At 37.4% G+C, this 21,323-nt stretch carries 21 protein-coding genes and 1 CRISPR repeat array; of the genes, 6 read left to right on the plus strand and 15 right to left on the minus strand.

Going from position 1 to position 21,323, the window contains the following annotated elements; genetic code table 11:
• A partial coding sequence (locus A9G24_RS04195; protein WP_255307226.1) for a DUF2345 domain-containing protein occupies positions 1–1,506 on the minus strand: 1,506 nt, incomplete at its 3' end.
• A 73-nt stretch (positions 1,507–1,579) separates the two neighbouring features.
• Between A9G24_RS04195 and A9G24_RS04205 the strand changes: the two genes are divergently transcribed.
• A protein-coding gene (locus tag A9G24_RS04205) for an IS3 family transposase (protein WP_141673062.1) occupies positions 1,580–2,703 on the plus strand; the annotation gives its coding sequence in 2 pieces (ribosomal slippage) (positions 1,580–1,874 and positions 1,874–2,703; 1,125 coding nt in all).
• Here the strand turns inward: A9G24_RS04205 and A9G24_RS04210 are convergent.
• From A9G24_RS04210 to flgB, 10 genes are all read right to left on the minus strand, one after another.
• Positions 2,662–3,339: a contractile injection system protein, VgrG/Pvc8 family gene (locus tag A9G24_RS04210; RefSeq protein WP_065637911.1), complete on the minus strand. Its 678-nt coding sequence runs from the start codon at positions 3,337–3,339 to the stop codon at positions 2,662–2,664. The two genes, A9G24_RS04205 and A9G24_RS04210, sit on opposite strands and share 42 nt — an antisense overlap.
• Positions 3,340–3,881: 542 nt before the next feature.
• A complete protein-coding gene (gene flgJ / locus A9G24_RS04215; RefSeq protein ID WP_081303078.1) occupies positions 3,882–4,904 on the minus strand; it encodes a flagellar assembly peptidoglycan hydrolase FlgJ in 1,023 nt (340 codons plus the stop codon).
• 12 nt (positions 4,905–4,916) lie between these two features.
• Positions 4,917–6,023, minus strand: a complete 1,107-nt coding sequence (locus tag A9G24_RS04220) for a flagellar basal body P-ring protein FlgI (RefSeq protein ID WP_065638029.1) — start codon at positions 6,021–6,023, stop codon at positions 4,917–4,919.
• A 14-nt stretch (positions 6,024–6,037) separates the two neighbouring features.
• On the minus strand, positions 6,038–6,727 hold the full coding sequence (locus tag A9G24_RS04225; RefSeq protein ID WP_065637913.1) for a flagellar basal body L-ring protein FlgH: 690 nt from the start codon (positions 6,725–6,727) through the stop codon (positions 6,038–6,040).
• Between the two features lie 10 nt (positions 6,728–6,737).
• Complete coding sequence (flgG, locus tag A9G24_RS04230) at positions 6,738–7,520, minus strand: flagellar basal-body rod protein FlgG (protein WP_065586729.1); 783 nt, start codon at positions 7,518–7,520, stop codon at positions 6,738–6,740.
• 29 nt (positions 7,521–7,549) lie between these two features.
• The gene (locus A9G24_RS04235; protein ID WP_065637914.1) at positions 7,550–8,308 is read right to left on the minus strand and encodes a flagellar basal body rod protein FlgF; all 759 of its coding nucleotides are present in this window, start codon (positions 8,306–8,308) and stop codon (positions 7,550–7,552) included.
• 14 nt (positions 8,309–8,322) lie between these two features.
• Positions 8,323–9,534: a flagellar hook protein FlgE gene (gene flgE, locus A9G24_RS04240; protein ID WP_065637915.1), complete on the minus strand. Its 1,212-nt coding sequence runs from the start codon at positions 9,532–9,534 to the stop codon at positions 8,323–8,325.
• A 15-nt stretch (positions 9,535–9,549) separates the two neighbouring features.
• On the minus strand, positions 9,550–10,269 hold the full coding sequence (locus A9G24_RS04245; RefSeq protein ID WP_065637916.1) for a flagellar hook assembly protein FlgD: 720 nt from the start codon (positions 10,267–10,269) through the stop codon (positions 9,550–9,552).
• 13 nt (positions 10,270–10,282) lie between these two features.
• On the minus strand, positions 10,283–10,687 hold the full coding sequence (flgC, locus tag A9G24_RS04250; RefSeq protein ID WP_065637917.1) for a flagellar basal body rod protein FlgC: 405 nt from the start codon (positions 10,685–10,687) through the stop codon (positions 10,283–10,285).
• 5 nt (positions 10,688–10,692) lie between these two features.
• On the minus strand, positions 10,693–11,103 hold the full coding sequence (gene flgB, locus A9G24_RS04255; protein ID WP_065637918.1) for a flagellar basal body rod protein FlgB: 411 nt from the start codon (positions 11,101–11,103) through the stop codon (positions 10,693–10,695).
• A gap of 152 nt (positions 11,104–11,255) precedes the next feature.
• On the opposite strand from flgB, the gene flgA reads away from it, so the two are divergent.
• From flgA to flhA, 5 genes are all read left to right on the plus strand, one after another.
• On the plus strand, positions 11,256–11,915 hold the full coding sequence (flgA, locus tag A9G24_RS04260) for a flagellar basal body P-ring formation chaperone FlgA (protein ID WP_176701163.1): 660 nt from the start codon (positions 11,256–11,258) through the stop codon (positions 11,913–11,915).
• A 78-nt stretch (positions 11,916–11,993) separates the two neighbouring features.
• The gene (gene flgM, locus A9G24_RS04265) at positions 11,994–12,287 is read left to right on the plus strand and encodes a flagellar biosynthesis anti-sigma factor FlgM (protein WP_065637920.1); all 294 of its coding nucleotides are present in this window, start codon (positions 11,994–11,996) and stop codon (positions 12,285–12,287) included.
• A gap of 28 nt (positions 12,288–12,315) precedes the next feature.
• Positions 12,316–12,750 (plus strand): flagella synthesis protein FlgN, encoded by a 435-nt coding sequence (locus A9G24_RS04270; RefSeq protein ID WP_065637921.1) that lies wholly within the window; start codon positions 12,316–12,318, stop codon positions 12,748–12,750.
• Positions 12,751–12,893: 143 nt separating this feature from the next.
• Positions 12,894–14,024 carry a flagellar biosynthesis protein FlhB gene (gene flhB, locus A9G24_RS04275; RefSeq protein ID WP_065637922.1) on the plus strand — a complete coding sequence of 377 codons (1,131 nt, stop codon included), beginning with the start codon at positions 12,894–12,896 and terminating at the stop codon, positions 14,022–14,024.
• A 17-nt stretch (positions 14,025–14,041) separates the two neighbouring features.
• Positions 14,042–16,129, plus strand: a complete 2,088-nt coding sequence (gene flhA / locus A9G24_RS04280) for a flagellar biosynthesis protein FlhA (protein WP_065637923.1) — start codon at positions 14,042–14,044, stop codon at positions 16,127–16,129.
• Positions 16,130–16,681: 552 nt separating this feature from the next.
• Positions 16,682–17,130: direct repeats of the CRISPR family, unit length 28 nt; unit sequence TTTCTAAACTGCCTATACGGCATTGAAG.
• A gap of 137 nt (positions 17,131–17,267) precedes the next feature.
• Here flhA and cas6f read toward each other — a convergent pair.
• The 4 genes from cas6f to csy1 are packed head-to-tail and all read right to left on the minus strand — an operon-like array spanning position 17,268 to position 21,188.
• Complete coding sequence (gene cas6f / locus A9G24_RS04285; RefSeq protein WP_065637924.1) at positions 17,268–17,837, minus strand: type I-F CRISPR-associated endoribonuclease Cas6/Csy4; 570 nt, start codon at positions 17,835–17,837, stop codon at positions 17,268–17,270.
• 5 nt (positions 17,838–17,842) lie between these two features.
• Positions 17,843–18,853, minus strand: coding sequence for a type I-F CRISPR-associated protein Csy3 (gene csy3 / locus A9G24_RS04290; RefSeq protein ID WP_065637925.1), 1,011 nt, complete (start codon positions 18,851–18,853; stop codon positions 17,843–17,845).
• 35 nt (positions 18,854–18,888) lie between these two features.
• A complete protein-coding gene (gene csy2, locus A9G24_RS04295; RefSeq protein WP_065637926.1) occupies positions 18,889–19,812 on the minus strand; it encodes a type I-F CRISPR-associated protein Csy2 in 924 nt (307 codons plus the stop codon).
• Entirely contained in the window at positions 19,812–21,188 is a 1,377-nt protein-coding gene (gene csy1 / locus A9G24_RS04300; RefSeq protein ID WP_065637927.1) for a type I-F CRISPR-associated protein Csy1, read from the minus strand. The genes csy2 and csy1 overlap by 1 nt, the downstream gene beginning before the upstream one ends.
• Between the last annotated feature and the right edge of the window lie 135 nt (positions 21,189–21,323).

The following is a 21,323-nucleotide window of genomic DNA, read 5'->3' on the forward strand; positions in this document are numbered from 1 at the left end:
ACCACAAATAAGCGTGAGGTTGTCGTTGGCGGTAATGGTGACTTTACCATCCACGCTATCCACTTTGATATCTTGCTTGGCGGCCATATTGAGATTGGCATTTTGGGCTTGCACTTCAATATCACCTTGGTTGGCAAATAGTTTCATCCCCGATTTTTGCGCAAATAAACCAATCGCTTCAGCCGATGAAACAGTGACGTTGTTTAAAGCGTTGATGTCGGTTTGATGTTCGCTGGTTAAGGTGAGGCTGTTAGCTGTTGTCAGTTGGATGTTTTCAGGGCTGGTTAGGGCGATGCCTTCTTGCGCATAGGCCAGTAGGCCACTTTGGGTTAGCTGAGTTAAGTTGGCTTTAAGTTGCGCTTGGCTGTCGGTATCGGCGCTGTGCGCTTCGGACTGGGTGGCGGCATTTTGTAGCGCTTTGGCAATAGAGAGGGCATTTTCAAGTTGGCTTATTGCCGCTTGCATATCCAGTTGTTTACCTTGCGCTTTCGGCTCGGTTTGGGTGGTTAAGTATAAGCCTTTGTTAGCAGCAATCGCCCCCCATTCATCAGTGCGCAGTTCAAAGCCTTCACCGCGAGGTTGTTTTTTTTCGTTAACTAAGTGACCAATATTAAGTTGAGTTTTGCCGTATTCGGTGGCCAGTTTGATATGCTCTTGCCCACGTTTGTCATCCATGCGCAGTTTGTTATTAGCCGGCGTGCGAATCACATTGCGGTGTTTGTTAATGGTGGTGACAAGGTCGGGGTGAGCACTATCATGCATCGCATGGGCAATATACGGCCTATCAGGATTGCCTTGCATAAAGGCAATGGCTACTTCAGTACCGTCAATTAAGGGAAAGTGAAAGCCATAGGTGTTACCCGCATACGGTTTGGCTAAGCGTACCCATAAGCTTTCCGTGCCATTTTTCCACTCTTTTAAATCAAAGTTAAATTTAACCCGATAGCGCCCTTGCGGGTCGATATAGCCATAGGTGTCATGATTAGCACTGGTGACACGGGCAGGTAATGTGCCACTAACTTGTGGCCAGCGTATAGGCGCAGGGCGATAGGGTTTTAAGGCTTGATAGGGAATAGCGGTAAAGGTGAGTTCATAAGCATCAGTGCGGTTACCTTGCCCCTGTACACTTAAAATAATCACACCGTCATTGATATCTGCCAGCGGGCTGCCGTTGAGGTTAATCCATTGGCCGGGAGCAAGGTTATAGTGATTACTCTTGCCTTTGAGGATAATTTGCTGGCTAATAGCCTGTTCATGGCGAATACGGGCATACCACTGACCGCTTTCAATCTGATTATCGTGAGTGTTATTGTCATTATCACTATTATCATCACCACGAGTGTGTGGATTTTCCTGTCCGTTACTCGCTAAGCCTTTATAGTGCTCGGCATAGCGATAGTCGCTGCCATAGGTGGTAAGGTCTTTAGGTTGGGTGTTTATTTCGCCCTGTAAATCGGCTAGGGCATCACGGTAGTTATCGTCTTGTACCTTGACTGAGGAGTGGATCGGCTACACTAATTAGTACCAGTTTTATAAGGTCATTGTTATGATAAACTAAAAATAAGAGAAGGTAACAACAATGGCAATCGATTCATCACGAAGAGCAAAACGTAGCTTTACTAACGAGTTCAAAAAACAAATGGTCATGCTATATCAAAATGGTAAAAAACGTGCGGATATCGTCGCAGAGTATGACCTCACCAAATCAGCATTAGATAACTGGATAATGCAGTACCAAACTACCGGCTCATTCATCGCAAAAGATAATCGTCGAACTGAAGAGAACGAACTTATCGCGCTACGCAAAGAGAATAAACGCTTGTTAATGGAGAATGATATCCTAAAGCAAGCGGCGTTGATAATGGGAAGAAAATCGAGTTAATTTTACATAATAAGCATCGATACAGCTTACGTGCATTATGTCGATGTTTAAATGTAACCCGAAATCGTTTCTATTATCAACGGAAATTAACGCAGCAATCACAAGATATATCACTGAGTGAAATAGTGGGTGAAATTTTTAATACTAATTATCGTGCTTATGGTACAAGGCGTCTGCAAGCAGAGCTGAGAAAGCAAGGCATAACCGTATCTCGACGCCGAATAGGTCGAATCATGGCGAAAAATGGCTGGGTTTCGAAATACACCTGTAAAAAATATTGTATTCATACAGAAAAAAGCAATGAATCACCGGTGGGGAATGAACTTAATCGAGAATTTGATATAGGTCAACCACGAAAGATATTGGTGACCGATTTAACCTATGTAAGGGTTAAACAGCGTTGGCACTACCTTTGTGTAATTGTTGATATCAGTAATCGAGAAATAGTGGGGCGAAGTGCTGGCAGGCATAAAACAGCGGCACTGGTCATGCAAGCTATGAGTCAAATTCCAATGAATTTACAGACGATTGAGTTGTTTCATTCTGATAGAGGAAAAGAGTTTGATAATCATTTGATTGATGAATGTTTAACAGCATTTGGAATTAAACGGTCGTTAAGTCGCAAAGGCTGCCCCTATGATAACGCAATTGCAGAAAGCACATTCAAAGCAGTGAAAACAGAATTTGTGTCAAATACTATTTTTGATTCATTGGCGCAACTTAAATTGGAATTTAATCACTATGTGGATTGGTTTAATTATAATCGAATTCATTCAACATTAAATTACCAGTCGCCGATTGAATACAAAAGAAATCGATGACCTTATCTTTTTGGTACTAAAATGTGTTGCCATTCCACGTTGAATAAATTCAAGGTCACTTTCTTGCCACTGCGTGATAAACTCCCGCTCAGGGTAGCTATCTTTTAGCTCTAAACGGTAATCAATGCCCGTCAAACCATGACTGCGCAGCACTTCTTCAACTACACTCACCACACTTTGCTGTTGAAATATGGCACTATGTTGCCCCACTGCGAGCCGTGCTAAGCACGAGGATAACACCACTTGATAATGGGCTTCCTCTTTATTGACCGATAACTGACTAAACTCAGTAATCACCCCATGCAAGGTGCGTTTATTCGTCAACGTGGGCAAATCACTTAATGAGCGGATAGCGGAAGTTAATGGTTTATTGATAACGGGATTAAAGGAGAAGGTCGATTTTTGATTAAGAAAGGCCTCAGGCGATAAGGTTTTGTCAGTACTGGTAAAGGAGATTACATAACGCCAAGGCTGGTTTAACGACTCATTACCCTCAACATGTAAAACCGAAATCGGCGCCCCCAGCCCGTCAACCGTTAAGGTATAGCGATTATGGCTAACACCCCCTAAGCCCGCCATTAAATCACTAAACCCGTCACCGAGTTGACTTAAAAGACGATTAAGTTCATTTGACATGTTTGTTTCCTTTCCTTATTTATTGATTTAATTAAAATAAAATGGGGATGCCTTTTGTTTGTTGTTATGACTTAAATGGTTAATGTTATTGCTTTTAGTTATCTAATAGATAATCTAAATAAATTAAATTGTACAAAGTATAGCGTATTTTAGGGCAGAATTTAACTAATTTTGAACGATGATGTTGTTTAATATTAATAATTACAGTTAATTAAGTGGCGTTTTTTTGCGGTGAAATCGTGGTTAAAAAAACAATAATAAGTTTATCTTTGTTAATTTAAGCTGAATTTTTTTGTTTTTTTACATAAACACGGTGCTTTCCTGAAAGTTTTTGACAAAATTGGGGGGTAGCTCATTATCAATGGCCTAGCGACTGACCATAAAGTGTTTAGTCAAATCAGTGACCGTTATTTTTTTATGATATAGGCGCCCTATCGTTTGCTTGTGATAGGGCGTTAATTTTGTTTTTTATGTTTATTTATTACTGCAATTTTTTAAATTACGGTAAACAATGTGATAGGTTTGTGCAAATAATCCTATTCTCAATTAAACGCGATTTGCCTAAACCCCGACACCTTTGTTGGTGGATTATTTTGGGCTATTTGTTCAATACGTCTAATGATTTGAATTAGTTTGTCACTGTAATTGGGATCGGTGGCATAATTGGCCTCTTGTAATGCTTTAGCTGCCGTTCTGGCGTCTGGCGCATTAACTACAGCACGATAACGAGGACTATTTGTTAATAAATTAATATAATCGGTAAGTGCATGTTGTTTGCTATTATAGGCTCTAAATTGGTCTTTAATTTTTATCATCTTATTATTGATAAATTCTTTAGTAGTTAATTGCGTTGAGTCTCCCTGCCATGATTGATTCGCTTTAATTCCAAAATAATTGTGACTTGATTGATTATTTTCTGTTTTTATTTGCTTTTGTCCCCAACCTGTTTCTAATGCTGCTTGTGCAATAATAATTTCGTAAGGAATGCCTGAATGTTTTGCAGCCTGCTTGGCAGGTTCAAGCCATTCGGTTACAAATTTAACAATATGTTCGTCTTTTCCATCATTTATTTGTGTTTTTAAAGATAATTGATTGGTTGAGCTAGTTGCCTGATTTGCCTTATGTTGGCGATAAAGCATTTGCCCTAATGCCTGAGGCGATATATTAGATGATACATCACTAAATAAAGACTTCGCTAAACTAAGATTTTGCTGGGCATTATTGGTATTTGATTGTAAATTTACCTTTGTTGATGGCGATGTATGATGACTTAATTGTTTAGTAATGATATCGGCCAGTCCAAATCCTTTGCCTGCTGCTTGCTGTGCAATTTGCTGATCAAACATTGACGTAAACAGTTGTGTAGCGGAATGATTAAATAAACCACTTTCTGGTACAGCTTTGCGCATTGACTGCATCATCATATTAATAAATAATGATTCAAATTGCTGAGCCACTTGTTTAACACTTTCAGATGAACCATTCGCTGCACTGCGCTTTAGTTGGTTAAGACCCGATAAATCATAGGCAAAACGATTGAATGATTGACCAATTTTAGTATTCATAAGCAATATTCTTTAAATAGTTTCAAGCGTTGCATGCAAACAACCGGCTGTTTTTAGTGATTCAAGTATCGACATTAATTCGGTCGGGTTAGCGCCGAGCACATTGAGCGAATTAATCACATGATTTAAGTCTGCGCCTGATGCTAGGTTGTGTAGTGCGCCACCTTCTTGTTCTACGCTGATTTGATTTTCAGGTGTGACAACCGTCGCACCACCAGCAAGTGGAGTATTGGGTTGGCTAACATTGAGTTTACGATTAATAACCACCGACAAATTACCATGTGCCACAGCACAATTATCTAGCCTAACCTTTTGGTTCATAACAACAACACCTGTTCGAGTATTGATTACAACTTTTGCCGAAATAGGCGTTGCGGCAACTTCAAGGTTTTGTATTTTTGATAATAGCTTTACTCTAGCAGTATTTTCTTCTGGCATTTGCAAAGCTATTGTTGTGCCATCTAATGCGACAGCAATATTTTTTTGTAGCCTGTTAATTGCGTCCGAAATTTTTAACGCCCGGGTAAAATCAAATTCGTTAAGGTGTAAATGGATAACATTTTGTTCATTTAGGTTGATTGCCAGCTCGCGTTCAATTGTTGCACCATTAGGAATTGAAGCGCCCGCCATTTGGTTAATACTAACACTGCTTCCTTTATTGCTTGCGCCCATTCCACCAACAAAAAGATTACCTTGAGCAATAGCGTACACTTGATTATCGGTGCCTTTTAGTGGTGTCATAATTAGGGTTCCACCACGTAAACTTTTAGCGTTACCTAGTGAAGATACGACAACATCAATTTTTTGTCCAACTCGCGAATAAGAGGGTAATTTGGCGGTTACCATTACCGCAGCAACATTTTTCAGTTGCATATTGCTTCCTGATGGCACGGTAATACCTAGTTGGGATAACATATTAGTGATGCTTTGAATGGTGAAGGGAGTTTGTGATGTTTGATCGCCTGTTCCATCAAGCCCAACAACAATACCATAGCCAACCAAAGCGTTTTCTCTTACACCTTCAATAGTGACTAGATCACGTATACGTTCAGCATGTCCATTTGGTATGACCAATATCATCATAAAAATAACACTAAAAAAGGAACGCAGTTTTTTCATCATAATCAGACTCGTTAAAATGGTGAAAGATTTAAAAATAGACGCTGTAACCAGCCCATTGTTTGTGCTTCGTCAATATACCCATTGCCAACATATTCAATGCGAGCATCGGCAACTTGTGTTGATATAACGGTGTTATTACCACTTATGGTTCTTGGGTTAACCACTCCCGAAAAGCGGATAAATTCGGTGCCTTGATTAATCGCAATCTGTTTTTCACCAATGACTTTTAAATTTCCATTTATCATAACATCTTGAACAGTCACCGTTATTGTTCCACTAAACGTGTTTTTAGCATTAGCACCACCTGCGCCTTTAAAATCATTGCCACCTGAAAGATCTGTTTCAGCTTTGCCTCGACCAACTAACCCATCTAAAAAAGTAGGGATTTTTTTTACCCCTAAATTTACCGAGCCATTACGCCCCGCATTAATAGATGAACTTTTACTGGCACTGACGTTTTCTTGTAAAACAATGGTTAACACATCACCAATATTACGCGGACGGCGATCTTCAAACATAGGCTGATACCCAAAACTGCTTGGCTGAGTGGCTTGATAAATAGAACCACTGGTATTTACAATTGTTGGCATTTGCGGAACAACGCTCGTTTCACCTTCAACTAAAGCTTGTTTGGGTAATTGCGCACAACTAAACAAAAAGAAGGCAATTGGAATATAAAAATATCTCAATACACTTATCATATTGTCAATTTTAAAGTTGATTTAACCGTTGTAGCATTTGATCAGATGTTGAAATCGCCTTGCTATTAATTTCGTAAGCACGTTGCACTTGAATCATATTCACCAATTCTTCAGCAACATTGACATTAGAGGTTTCGGTATAACCTTGATATAGTAATCCTGCACCATTTAATCCAGGCGTATTTTCGGTCGGATTGCCTGAACTTTCGGTTTCCAAATAAAGATTTTCGCCTACGCTTTCCAGACCTGCGTCATTAATAAAGGTATGTAAAGTGAGTTGACCAACTTGAACTTGTGTTGATTGATTCGCTAATGTCACATTCACTACACCATCACGCGCGACAGTCATTTTGATTGCATTGGATGGAATAGTAATGACTGGTTGAATTTCATATCCTGCTGCTGTCACCAATTGACCATTTTGATTAACTTGAAAAGCGCCACTGCGTGTATAAGCTTGTGTACCATCGGGCAATAAAACTTGAAAAAAACCTTGTCCATTAATAGCAATATCACTACTGTTATCTGTTGCCTCTAAATTGCCTTGGCTATGAATTCGCTCTGTCGCAACAGGGCGAACACCCGTCCCAATTTGTAGGCCTGACGGCAGCGTTGTTTGCTCAGAAGACTGGGCACCTGGTTGACGAACCGTTTGATACAATAAATCTTCAAATACCGCTCTTTGTCTTTTAAACCCACTGGTACTCACATTCGCTAAATTATTTGAAATGATATCCATATTCATTTGTTGTGCGGTTAAGCCCGTTTTGGCAATCCATAATGATTTAATCATAGTCTTTCCTACTTAATATATTGATAAATTTAAGTCAGCGATAAAATTTGGTTCGCTTTTTGTGCATTTTCATCTGCCGTTACAATTTCTTTCATCTGCATTTCAAACTGGCGAGCATGGCTAATTAAATCCACCATAGCAGTGACAGGATTTACATTACTCCCTTCTAATACACCTGACATCAATTTTGCTTTAGGGTTATCTGGTATGACAGCACCACGTTCATTACGTGCTTGGTCTGTTAATTGAAAAAAACCACTATCACCACGGACAATCTCGTTACGCTCAAGATGTACTTTTTTTATTTTACCCACTTGGGCAATGGTGGTTGGTTTATTGCCTGCTCCTAATACAGAAAGTGTTCCATCGCCACTAATACTGATTTGCGATCGTTGAGGCACAGTCAAAACACCACCATCACCAATTAATGGATAGCCTTGTATGTTAAGCGTACCATTTTCGTCAATTTGGATAGCACCATTACGCGTGTAAGCTTCGCTACCATCCGCTAATTGCACCGCCAACCAGTGATCTTCTGCCAAAGCAACATCCAAATTTCTACCCGTGTAATTAAATGCACCCATGGTTGAGTCAAAAGTAGGCGTTGTTGCTGTTACCATAGTCCGTGTCGGCATATTATTGGTTCCCACAATAGGAACCGCTTTCATCGCCGTTAGCTGTGCACGAAACCCTGCGGTGGAGACATTAGCTAGGTTATTAGTCGTCACTGACTGCCGGTTTAACGTCTGACTTGCTGCCGACATCGCTGTATAAATAACACGATCCATAAATAACCTTTAAATTAGCGCAAATTAACTAAAGTATTTAGAATTTGGTCCTGCGTTTTAATGGTTTGTGAATTGGATTGGTAATTGCGCTGAGCAACAATCATATTCACTAACTCTTGGCTCATATCAACATTTGAAGATTCAAGTGCGCCACTGGCTAACGCACCAAATGTACCGGAATTTGCCACACCCAATACTTCTGTACCAGACTTAATTGTCGAACGCCAATTATTATTCCCTGCTGATTCTAGACCATTAACATTGGCAAAATCAGCCATGGCAATTTGACCTAATAACATCGTTTGTTGGTTAGAATAAACGCCATAAATAGAACCATCATCATCAATGCTATAACCCACTAAATTACCTGGTGCATAACCATTAACAATTGGCGTTTTAATACTACCTACTTCTTTCCCCATATTTTGCTGAGAGCTATTGGCTAATGATAAAGTAAAGGTATTGTCAGCAGATCCATTTAACCCATTAATATTAATGGTCATTTCAGGATCACTAATTAATTTACCGGAAGAATCAAACTCCATTTGCCCCACTTTTTGTAAACTTCCATTAGGGTCACTACTATCAAGATAATGAACGTCCCATTGATTATCAGCCGTTTTAACATAAAAGAGCTGAACATTACGTTGATTACCTAGCGAGTCATAAGTGGTAATGGTTGTAGAATAATTAAATGTATCCGCATCAAGAGCATTGACCGGTTGTTTGACAGGAACTTTACTATTAGCATTTAAGTTTGTTTGCAAAGAAGCCTTGGTTGTTGCTGATGCATTTAACATTTCTTGCGAAATTTTTAATGGACCCGGCGCCGCACCTTGCTGCACTTGAGGTGGCGTTCCTGTTGCAAGATAGCCAGTCAGATAAAGACCATCAGCAGAAATAATATTTCGCTCAGCATCTAATTGAAATTGTCCGTTACGAGTATAGAAAGCTTGCCCATTACTATCCACTAAACGAAAAAAACCATTACCTGAAATAGCAACATCTAGACTATTGTTAGTGGTTGTTGCGGTTCCATCATTAAAATTTTGCATAACCGCAGCCACTTTGACCCCCATACCCACTTTTGAGCCGGCATAGATATCAGCAAATGAAATACTGGCGCTTTTAAAGCCAACCGTTGCTGAGTTGGCAATATTATTACCAATCACATCTAATTGCTTTGATGCGGCATTCATGCCACTCACTGCTTGAGAAAATCCCATCTGAACTTATCCCCTTTAAAGAATTTGACGCACTTCGTCAATACTAATTGAACCGAGTATTCCTAAATCGAGTAATACTTTATTATTAACTTTACTATTGATAACACCATAGACCACTGAATAAGCTAATGATGTTGATGATACTTTCTGCCCATCTGAAGTTGCATTGACCGAAAAGGTATAACTGCCGTCTGGCGCAATCGTTCCATCATTTAGCATGCCATCCCAAGTAAAAGAGCTCACGCCAGCTGGGATGGCACCTAAATCAACTTCTCGCACCACATTGCCATTTGCATCTTGAATAGTGATAATCACGGAATCTGCATCCCGAACTAACTCAAAGCCAAAGGGTGTTGTAACCGTTTCTTTTTCTGCATCTGAGCGTTCTAGTTCAGAGGTAGCAACTAAAATTTTATTGCCAGGCACCATGACCCCCTTACCGATCATGTTGCTAGCATTCACCGATAAACTGTCATCGATCTGACCTGAAACCATTCCCAATGTCGTATTTAGTCTTTCTATACCTGCTAAAGTATTAATTTGTGCCAATTGTGAAGTTAACTGGCTATTATCCATTGGATTGGTTGGATCTTGGTTTTTCATTTGGGCAATAAGCAATGTTAAAAAATTATCTTGCAACTCTCTGCTTGAATTACCATCTGATGAACTTTTTTGAATCTTTTGCGGATTTTTTATACCTGATGATTCTGAAACGGCAACATTAGTTACTCCCATAAGTCACTCCTTATTACTGGCCTAATGTCAGAGTTTTTAGCATTAAACTTTTTGCCGTATTAATGACTTCGACATTGGCTTGATAACTACGTGATGCTGAAATGGTATTAACCATTTCGGCAACCACATCGACATTCGGTTTTTGAATATAACCTTTAGCATCGGCCAGCGGATGATTGGGTTCATAAACTAAATTCATTGGCGTGGGATCTTCAATCACCTGCGACACTTTAACGCCCGCAATTGAATTGGTTTGACCATTATCATCTACTTGAAAAATAACTTGCTTGGCTCGATAAGCTTCTCCAGAAGTACTTGTTACGCTATCGGCATTAGCTAAATTACTGGCACTAACATTCATACGTTGGGTTTGTGCCATTAATGCTGACCCCGAAATGGCAAAAATAGAAAAACTCATCTTTATTATCCTTGCTGTAATACCGACATCACATTTTTAAATTGTTCACCTAAAAACGTTAAATTACTCTGATAGTGAATACTATTGTCAATAAACGCGGTACGCTCTTGATCCATTTCGACCGTATTACCATCAGCCGATGCTTGATAAGGAATACGATAAAGTACATTTTGATTAAGTGTGATTGGCGCTTTTACCTGAATATGATGATTTGAGGTAATATTGAGTCCAACGGGATTAATATTACTCTGATTATTAATCGCTTTGCTTAACTCAGCATTAAAATCAATATCTCGAGCCTGATAGTTAGGCGTATCGCTGTTGGCAATATTTGCAGCTAATATATTTTGTCGCATTTCACGTATATTTAATGCTTGTTGGTGAAAATTAACCCATGTATCCAATTTATCAAACATAAAATCATCTCACTTTTTTTGATAATGAGGATTTTAAGCGAATAAAAAAAAAGTCATTGAGCAAATAACGATAAAAATTGCCCTTATTTCAAGATTTGTTTCATGCAATCATAAAGTACAATCCATTTATGCATAATTTGAAACAAACAAACATGATTAAAATTGTAAAATTGATACCCGCTATTTTTATACTATTTAGCTGGCATCCTGTTTTGGCAAGTTCTCTTGATAAGCAGATTCTTAATTTAATCTCTCAACAATTTAGCTATAAAATAGATGATATTTCGATTACTTACCTGACCACTAAACCACAATTGAGTTGCGATACACCAATACTTTTGTTATTGAATAAAAAGAAGCAGTGGGGCAACATGACCATTGGGGCGCAATGTGATAATAAGAAAAAATTTATCCAGATTCATGTTGCTGTCATGGGTAATTATATTGTCGCTAAGCAAGCAATAAGCGCAGGTACTGTCATCAACAAAGATCACATACGTATACACTCCGGTTGGTTAGATAAGCTACCTCCCGCTGTCATTTTAAATGAAGCTGACGCGCTTAATCATATCGCTTTACGCAAAATTAATCTCGATGAACCAATAAAAACCACAATGCTGCAAAAAAATTGGCTAGTAAAAGCTGGACAAATAATTAAAGTAATAATGCATGGTGAAGGTTATGAGATAACGACTACAGGCAAAACACTTAGCAATGCTGTATTAAACGATAAGATTAAAGTTAAACTAAATTATGACAAAATTGTTGAAGGCACATTAACTCACCAAGGGGTCATCATTTTTAATAAATAATATTAATGATTTTTTTATTATTGCCGATAATAAAACTAAACAAATCACTTAAATCGCCAATTTGATTAAAGGTATTTTATGAGTATTGATGCAACAAAATCCGTGACAACCATATCAGGACTACTTAACCGTGATGTAGTCAATGAACAACAAAAAAACCAAATAGCATCTGTACCAACAAAAAACAGTACTAATGCAAGCACTACTGTGAGTATCACTCAAAATTCAATGAATCTTTTGCATTCAACGGATAAAGATATTGATATAGAAAAAATTGAAAAAATAAAACAATCCATTACTGATGGCACACTGGTTATTGATACCCATAAAATTGCAGACAAGTTAATTAAACAATTACTACAAAATATTTAAAGATAAGTCAAAATTACAGGAATATAAAATGTTAAAACTCGATGACATCCTAAAACAAATAACAGCAATGTTACAAACACTCTCAGAAATTCTACAAACAGAGCAACAAATCTTAATTGAAAATAGCTCAACAAATCAATTAAATGAAATAATTAATAAAAAAAGTCAGTTACTGATCCAATTAAAGTTACTGGATGAACAACGTATAACGTTAAGTAAACAATTAGATATTCAACCACCCTATAGCGAAAACCCGACAATCGCAGCGCATTGGCTATCCATCACAGACACAACAAAATTATTAGCCAATATAAATCGTGATAATGGATTGATCATTCAAAATCGCATGACTATAACCCAGCAATCTATTAACTACCTTAAAGGCATAAACAGTCCTGTTGTTTATAACAATAATGGCTATCAACAAGCCGATGTTATCTCGTCAGAACGAGCTAAAGTTTAAAAGAGAATTACGATTTTTTTGACGGTAAACGCGATAAATACCGCCAAAAATGCCCTCTTATTAAGCCAATAATTCGTGAGTAATAGTTCATACTGTTAGCAGGTAAACTGTAATTAAACGATGAAGTTTTATTTGATTCCATCATGGCCGACGATAATGATCTAGATAAAAGCGAGCATCCCACCGATAGCAAAATAAAAAAAGCGCGGGAAAAGGGACAAATTCCTCGATCTCGCGAATTAACTTCGTTGATAATCTTGTTAATAGGCATCTTCTTGTTTGGATTAATGGGTTCACATTTAGTTAACCAATTAATCATAATCATAAAAACAGCGATGACATTTTCGTATAAAACAGACGATGATAAGTTGATCGTTTTCAATTTAGTTAATTTGTTAACCCATGGCTTTTGGTCAATTGCGCCAATTTTTTGCGGTTTAGTTATAGTTGCCATATTTGCACCACTTTGTGTGGGAGGGTTACTATTTAGCCTGCAATCAATTAAACCCAATTTTACAAAATTAAATCCTATCGAGGGTTTTGGCAGATTATTTAGCACTAAAATTTTTTCTGAGTTACTAAAAAGTATACTTAAAGTTATTTTAATTTCTATCGCATCAACATGGTTTTTAGTGCACCATTTTTATGACCTGCTTACGTTACCCAATATGTATTTAAATAATGCATTAGCTAAAGCAATACAGTTAGTGATCCTTTGCGCAATACTAAGCGTTATATCGTTAATACCGATGGTGGGTTTTGATATTTTTTATCAAATATGGAGTCATTTGAAAAAATTGAAAATGTCAAAACAAGAAATTAAAGATGAGTTTAAAGAGCAAGAGGGAAACCCGCAAATTAAAGGGCGCATTCGCCAAATGCAACAAGCTATTGCCAGACGTAGAATGATGAAAGATGTGCCAAAAGCCAATGTCATTGTGACCAATCCAACCCATTATGCTGTTGCCCTACAATATGATGAAAAAACCATGATTGCACCCAAATTACTGGCAAAAGGAACTGATAACATTGCGCTACGCATTAGAGAAATTGCAAGTGAATATAATATACCTCTATTAGAAGCACCGCCTTTAGCTCGAGCTTTATATCGTCATGGTGAAATAGGTGAAACGATTCCAACCGAATTATATACCGCAGTTGCTCAAATTTTAGCATGGGTATATCAATTAAAACATTGGCATAAATATGGTGGCAATAAACCAACCGTGCCAAATAATTTACCCATTCCAGAGTCATTATCTGTCAATCAATAAAGGCAATTACTCATTTTATGATTAAATCAAAACTACTTACTTTATTATCACTTAATACGTTAAAAAATGGCCATTATCAAATTTTAGCTGGCCCAATGCTCATCTTATTGATTCTTTCAATGATGGTATTACCCCTCCCTGCCTTTATGTTGGATCTGTTTTTTACGTTTAATATTGCTTTATCAATTATTATCCTGATAGTGGCTTTATTCACTAAACGCGTGCTTGATTTTGCAGCATTTCCGACCGTTTTATTATTTGCAACTTTATTAAGATTATCATTAAACGTTGCCTCTACACGGGTCGTTTTATTAAAAGGACACACCGGCAGCGCTGCGGCTGGACGGGTGATTGAAGCTTTTGGGCACTTTTTAGTTGGTGGAAATTTTGCTATTGGTATCGTGGTATTTATCATTTTGGTTATCATCAACTTTATGGTCATCACCAAGGGGGCAGGCAGAATAGCTGAAGTGGGCGCTCGTTTTGCTTTAGATGGCATGCCAGGAAAACAAATGGCCATTGACGCCGATCTCAATGCGGGTTTAATTGGTGAAGATGAAGCTAAAGCACGCCGAGCCGAAGTTTCCCAAGAAGCGGATTTTTATGGTTCGATGGATGGTGCTAGTAAATTTGTACGTGGTGATGCAATTGCCGGATTATTAATCATGGCCATTACCATTGTTGGCGGCTTGCTCGTTGGGGTTGTGCAACATGATATGGCGCTATCTGATGCGAGTAAAACCTATGTGTTACTGACCATTGGTGATGGCTTGGTTGCGCAAATACCGTCACTGATTATTTCAACGGCCGCGGGAGTTATCGTTACGCGAGTGACATCGCAAGATAATATTAGTAATCAAATGATTACTCAGCTTTTTAATAATCCGCAAGTATTAATTTTAACCGCTGTTGTAATTGGTTTACTTGGGTTAATTCCGGGCATGCCAAATCTGGTTTTTTTACTCTTTACTGCCATTTTATCCATTCTCTCTTGGTGGCTAACTAAACAGAAAAAAACAGAACAGACAGCCACGCCCAAACAAGCTAATGTGCAAGCAACCACGCCGGCCAATATTGAAGCGACATGGTCTGATGTCAATATTGAAGATATATTAGCAATGGAAGTGGGTTATGGATTAATTCCAATGGTCGATCAAACTCAAAATGGTGAGTTGTTAGGGCGAATCCGTAGTTTACGTAAAAAATTTGCTCAAACACTGGGGTTTTTACCTCCTCAGGTGCATATAAGAGACAATCTCTCGTTAGCGCCTTATCAATATAAAATATTTATCAAAGGTGGCGAAATCGGCAAAGGCGAAATTGTGAATAATAAATGGTTAGCCATTAATCCTGGTAATGTGACAGAAACCATTGAGGGCATTACAACAACCGAACCGGCTTTTGGGCTACCTGCCATATGGATAGATGAAAACGATAAAGAAAATGCGCAAATATTAGGATATACCGTTGTAGATACCAGTACAATGATCGCAACACATTTCAACCATTTATTACAACAATTTGCAAGCGACTTATTAGGGCGCTTAGAAACCCAAGAACTGCTCGACAGAATAAAACAGGATATTCCAAAATTAGTCGAAGATTTTATTCCAGGCGTTGTGACATTAACGACTTTTCATAAAATACTACAAAATTTAATCGCCGAAAAAGTATCAATTCGGGATATGCGAACCATTATTGAAACGATCTGCGAACATGCGCCCACCCAAAGTGATGCTTATCAGCTACTCAGTATGGTAAGAATCGCATTAGGCAGAGTGATCACACAACAATGGTTTCCAGGCTTTGATCCAATTAATGTCATAGGATTAAATATCAATTTAGAACGTCTGTTATTACAAGCGCTACAAAATACCAACAATTTTGAACCGGGACTTGCCGAACATATTATTGAACAAATCAGACAAGCCATTAATCAACAAGATGCCATCGGTGCCCCCCCCGTATTATTAGTGAACCATGCATTAAGACCAATGCTGTCACAATTTTTAAGGCCTAACTTTCCTCAATTAGTGGTACTATCGAATTTAGAAATTACCGATAATCGAGAGATAAAAATGACTTCGCAAATTGGAGCTGAATAGTGACCTTATTATGCTAATAATGTGTAGTAATTATTTCCATTATTTACAGTAATTTAAGACACTACGATAATAAATATCCATAAAAAAGCAAACTAACGCCATATCACAGACAAGAGATATGGCGCTGATATCATAAACAAAACTAACCGCCACTGATTTAGCTAAACGTTTTATAGTCAGTTGTTCGACCATTTATAACGAGCTAAAGAAAACTCGACTAAAGCTGCCCGTCTCTTTAACCAGTGCAAATATTATAAGGCCAACCGCTATGGAATTAAACGTTTAGCTAAAGTTGAACTATTTACTTTTTAGGTTATATTTTTGTAAAAAATATTCAGGATTCTATACCGTTTCAAGATTAAAAAAGCCGAAAAGAGCGATACACACTTTAATTGAAATCTAGCATAATCAATAAATTTGCAAAAAAGAGACAACAAAAGTTTAAGCGATTTATTCACTTTTATAATACGGTTAAAACACATTGAAAGGGTTATATTGTGGCACTTAATGATTATTTAAGTTACAACAATGATGCCATTTAAATCTGAACAATTTTTAAACTATCCATACGGCATTGAAAATTTTAAAATCGTTTTTATGTTTGCATTTAGCTTTCTAAACTGCCTATACGGCATTGAAGATCAATAGATCAAATCGTTTTTTTAGCGCCAATTTCTAAACTGCCTATACGGCATTGAAGAGCGGTGTACCTCGTCGAAATTATCTGATTAATTTCTAAACTGCCTATACGGCATTGAAGATACCGAAGAATCGAGTCATTTTTGGGATATGTTTTCTAAACTGCCTATACGGCATTGAAGGTTGAATGTTGCTGTATATGCAAGCCCGATTCTTTCTAAACTGCCTATACGGCATTGAAGGTATTGGTATAACGTTTTTTTGGACTGAACTATTTCTAAACTGCCTATACGGCATTGAAGGAGGAAAATGAATTACCTCTTCATCTGGAATTTTTCTAAACTGCCTATACGGCATTGAAGTAGAATTTTATCTCAATAGTGCCTTATTGTAAAAGAGCATATTGCACTTTTCCCAATTTTTACCCTTTTTTTGAGTCCATTTTAATATCAATAATAATCAATATGTTAAAATCATCCCCAAAAAAAGGGTTAGAAATTTAAAAATCAGGAACGGTGGCTGTTTGGCTTAATCCATAGCTATTAAATGTCCCTTGTACTGGCTCTGGGCATTTTTCTTGCTTTATCCACAAAATAAATTTTTGCCCTGTACTTTTACTATTCAAATGAAAGTGTGGATATTGCAAATGAACGCTTCCCCACTTTTCAATCATTTTATTTTTTACTTCAGACGTCCATTTACCTTGTGCTGTTAATCGTTTTTCGGCACGCCTTAACGCACTTTGACCTTTAGGGTTAACTCGGCTAAAACGTAAATAGCCTTTTATCGTCGTCGGTACTGTAGTGATAGGCATCAATAAAGCATAATCGCTAATTGATGATTTTTGCTGTATATCTGCTTTAAGGTTTTGCAGTTCCTGCTCGGTGCCCAATAGGCGAATCACTCCGCCTAATGTTCGGTGCACATGGTAACAAGGAAAGCTAATTGCGATATTTCCTTGGTGATTGACCAAAATTTGATGTAATGATTGCATCACTTGATTCATCACATCCACTTCGGTTATCTCAATTTGCGAAATCGCTCGTAACTCTAAATAATGTGAGTGCATCTTATTTACTCCTTACCGCTGGCACCAAATACACCACCACGAATTAATACCGCAATTACATAATGTTGCTGATCAAGCGATGGTTTTTCACCTTTTAAAACCCAATTATCAAATAAGGTATAAAAATCTAATTTTTGTTTTGGTTGGCGGAAAGCATGCCCCATTGAAGTAACCGAGCCATACGGTTCTATCGCTATTGGAAATTGTGCATTATCTTCATACCAAGTATCGATAGTTCGAATGGCATTACTGATTTTTTGTGAATGCATGGCGGCTTGTTTGTTCTTCTCATACAATACTTTACTTTTAGTTTTGCCAGTATCTAGAATTAATTCTTGTGACGGGTAGACTTCTTGACCTAAGCCCATTTTCAGTTTGGCTTCAACGTTAAAAATCACAAACTCTTTACCACATAATCCTGCTTCAATCAGTGTAGCAAGATCATTCACCGATTTATCATCATAATCAAATGAGTTTAGTTGATATTGTTTAACATCACTGACTTCAATCATTGGTTTTTTTTCATCTTTTCGAGTAATCGAAAGGCTAATTTGCTCTGCTGCCATACGGTTACGCCATAACCAACGGCCACTTAAGATATTAATAGCATAACGCTTAGCTAGTGCTGTCAATCCTTGCGTTTGAATATAACCCTGCGTTGTTTTTTCTAGTTCTTTTTGATATTCGATATCATTACACACGGAAGGTTTACCTAAAAATGGCAATACTTTACAGCTCCATGTTACGACCAATGTATCTTTATCGGCATCTAACGCAGCAACATCAACTGTTTGTAAATTTGGCTTTTGTATTTCAGCATCTAATTTGGTTGGATCGTTTGCAACTGCATTTTTAAGACGATTTGAAATAGTGCCTCGCACTGATTTTTCAGTGACTGTAACAGGAGATAATTTAGTGGCATCTGCATTATCTTGCTGTGCAAAAATCGCATCAGAAATATCAAAACTACGTTCAAAAGCAAGTACGCTGGCGGTGGTGATTTTATCTTTACTCATAATGTATTCCTTATTCTATAATTTTCTAAATTTACTTAATTGGTTTCTTGATTGATAATATAAATTTCTGCATCATTAGATTGCAATTCACTGCATTTATAACGCCAAAAAGCCTGTGATAAATTCTCTTTCAAGCGTAAAGGAAAGACCCATTTACCAAGCCCATAAATACACTCCACAAATTGCGTGGCATGCTCATTACTGCGCGCATGTTCAACCTTACCCGCTGAAAATAGAGGTGAAATAGCTTGATAACCCAAATGTAAAGGAACAAGCCAACCGCGCCCTTGTTTAACTGATGTGGTTTGCCAGTGATCTTTTTCTTGAGGATAATGATGTAACATTGCAGTTTCAACCAAGGCATCAAGCGCTGTAGCATTTGGATCTTTTTGCTGTAGTTCAACGGTGATATCTTGCAAATCTTGCGGTGCTTCAACTAAAACAAATGCGGGTAATAGTGCATTGATTAAGTTTTTATTTGATTCTGATGCAGAATATAGCGCTACTGATTCAATATCAACAACGTGCCCACCAGCAACACGTTGCTGGTAAAGTTTTTGTTTCATCTGTTGGATGAATGCTTGCTGCTCATCTACATCATCTAATGTTTCACGATCTTCAATTTTTACCTCAACAAGCAATGAAACATCTAGATGAACTCGCCCTTCTTCAATAATTGAACGAGTACTACCATTTTTAGCTAGTGGATTGCGTGTTAATCGAAAAGTATAATCCGCATAGTTGTTTGGTCGATAAACTTGTACATCACATTCATGACATGCAATTAACACACCATCTAAGTAAATAGGATTTTCTGATTCAATTTTACGACTTAAAGCATGAATCGCACCCAAAAACCCCGAAATAGCCGGAAAGCCATACGTTAATGGGCTAGAAATTGCATTAGCATTATGAATTTGGACATGATCAAATAATAAATAATAACGTAATGATGCCATTAAAAGATCCCCTCCCTTTTACGTTGACTTGCTTTCACCGCAGATCTAAATTCACGGCGCCATTCACTAAACTCCGGATCGGCAAATTGCTGTTTAATATTTTTGAATTTTTCTTTTAAAGCATTTTGAACCCACTTGGCAAAAGTCTTTTCTAAACTTTGTTGCCAATCGCCTTGTTCATACTGCTTTTTAAAATCATCTTCATTTTCTAATTGGGTTCGCTGTGGATCAAGCCAAAGTTTTTCATGAAAATTAAGTGAATAATCACGACTCCAACCCGCTGGTTGAGTAGTTTGAATATGACGAGCAAACTTAAGCAATAACGATAAAATCACCGCAAACGCATCTTTACGATCATCTCGTTCTTCTACAATATTTTTTGGCGATTCAACCATATCAAACAGTAATTTAAAACCAAATCGGCAGAAATATTGCAATGTATGATTGAAAATAGTTTCTTGTTGTTTAGAAATCGATGGGAATTGAGATTTTTGAAATATAGGAGGCATAGAGGGTAATAAAAAATTGCGTCCTCCCTGACTACTAGTTAATTGACTGACGCCTTGAGGATTACTTCCTCCCAGTTTAACTACGGCTAAGTCATGGAAAGAAAAATAAGGTTGATGCTTAACATCTTTTTTTCGACGCAGTTCTCGTGCATTTTTATTTTCTTCCGAAAATCGTGATTGTACTTTTTGATAAACCAAATGACACAATGAACTCGGATGTAATGGAATTAACAATCTATAATTATTGTCTTGCTGTGATAAATAAGTTTGTTGGCTATTCGGCCAATAAATCTGCTTATTAAGCTCTGATGCTTTAGGATGTTCAAAATCACCAAAAATTGCTTTTTTAAAGTTAGCTAAATAAAGTAATGCTTTTTGCTTATCATCGGAAAGTGCAGGTAAAACAGCTGGATGATTTTCTATAATTAACTGCAAAATTTTATTTTTACCAACATATTGATTAAAAAGAGAAAATATATCTAATGAAGCGGCATTACCTGAGCTATCAAGTTCTAACAAGAATGGTGTCGCAGAAGATATAACTGTTTGATGGCTCAGTTTAGATTGGGTCGCAATATTAACGTTATCTCCAGAGCTAGATGAATGGATACCTTTGCTTAAATGAGTTCCTATTGTTATCCACGAAATTCTTCTAGTTGCCGCATCTTCCATCCACGTTTCAAATTCAAATCGCTTGGTTAATTCATCTACCTTTTGCTGAGCTTCATTCACTGCGACCTGATCGCCTAACTCTTTTGCTTTTTCTAGCTTAGACGTTTCAGTTTTATAATTACTATTATTGGCAAGCCGTTGTTGTAGAAAGTCTAAAATGACCTTTCTTATATCTTGCCAAGAAATATTATTCATTGGCTCTCCTTATATTTTTGCAAATTCAAAATAAAAAAGGCTTATATCATCATCTATAAGCCCCTTGATTTAATGCTATGCTGCTTTATATTTTAAATATAACTTCAATATATTTAATGCATTGTTGTTATAAAC

The sequence above is a fragment of the Gilliamella sp. App6-5 genome (assembly GCF_001690525.1).
GTDB lineage: Bacteria > Pseudomonadota > Gammaproteobacteria > Enterobacterales > Orbaceae > Gilliamella > Gilliamella apicola_H.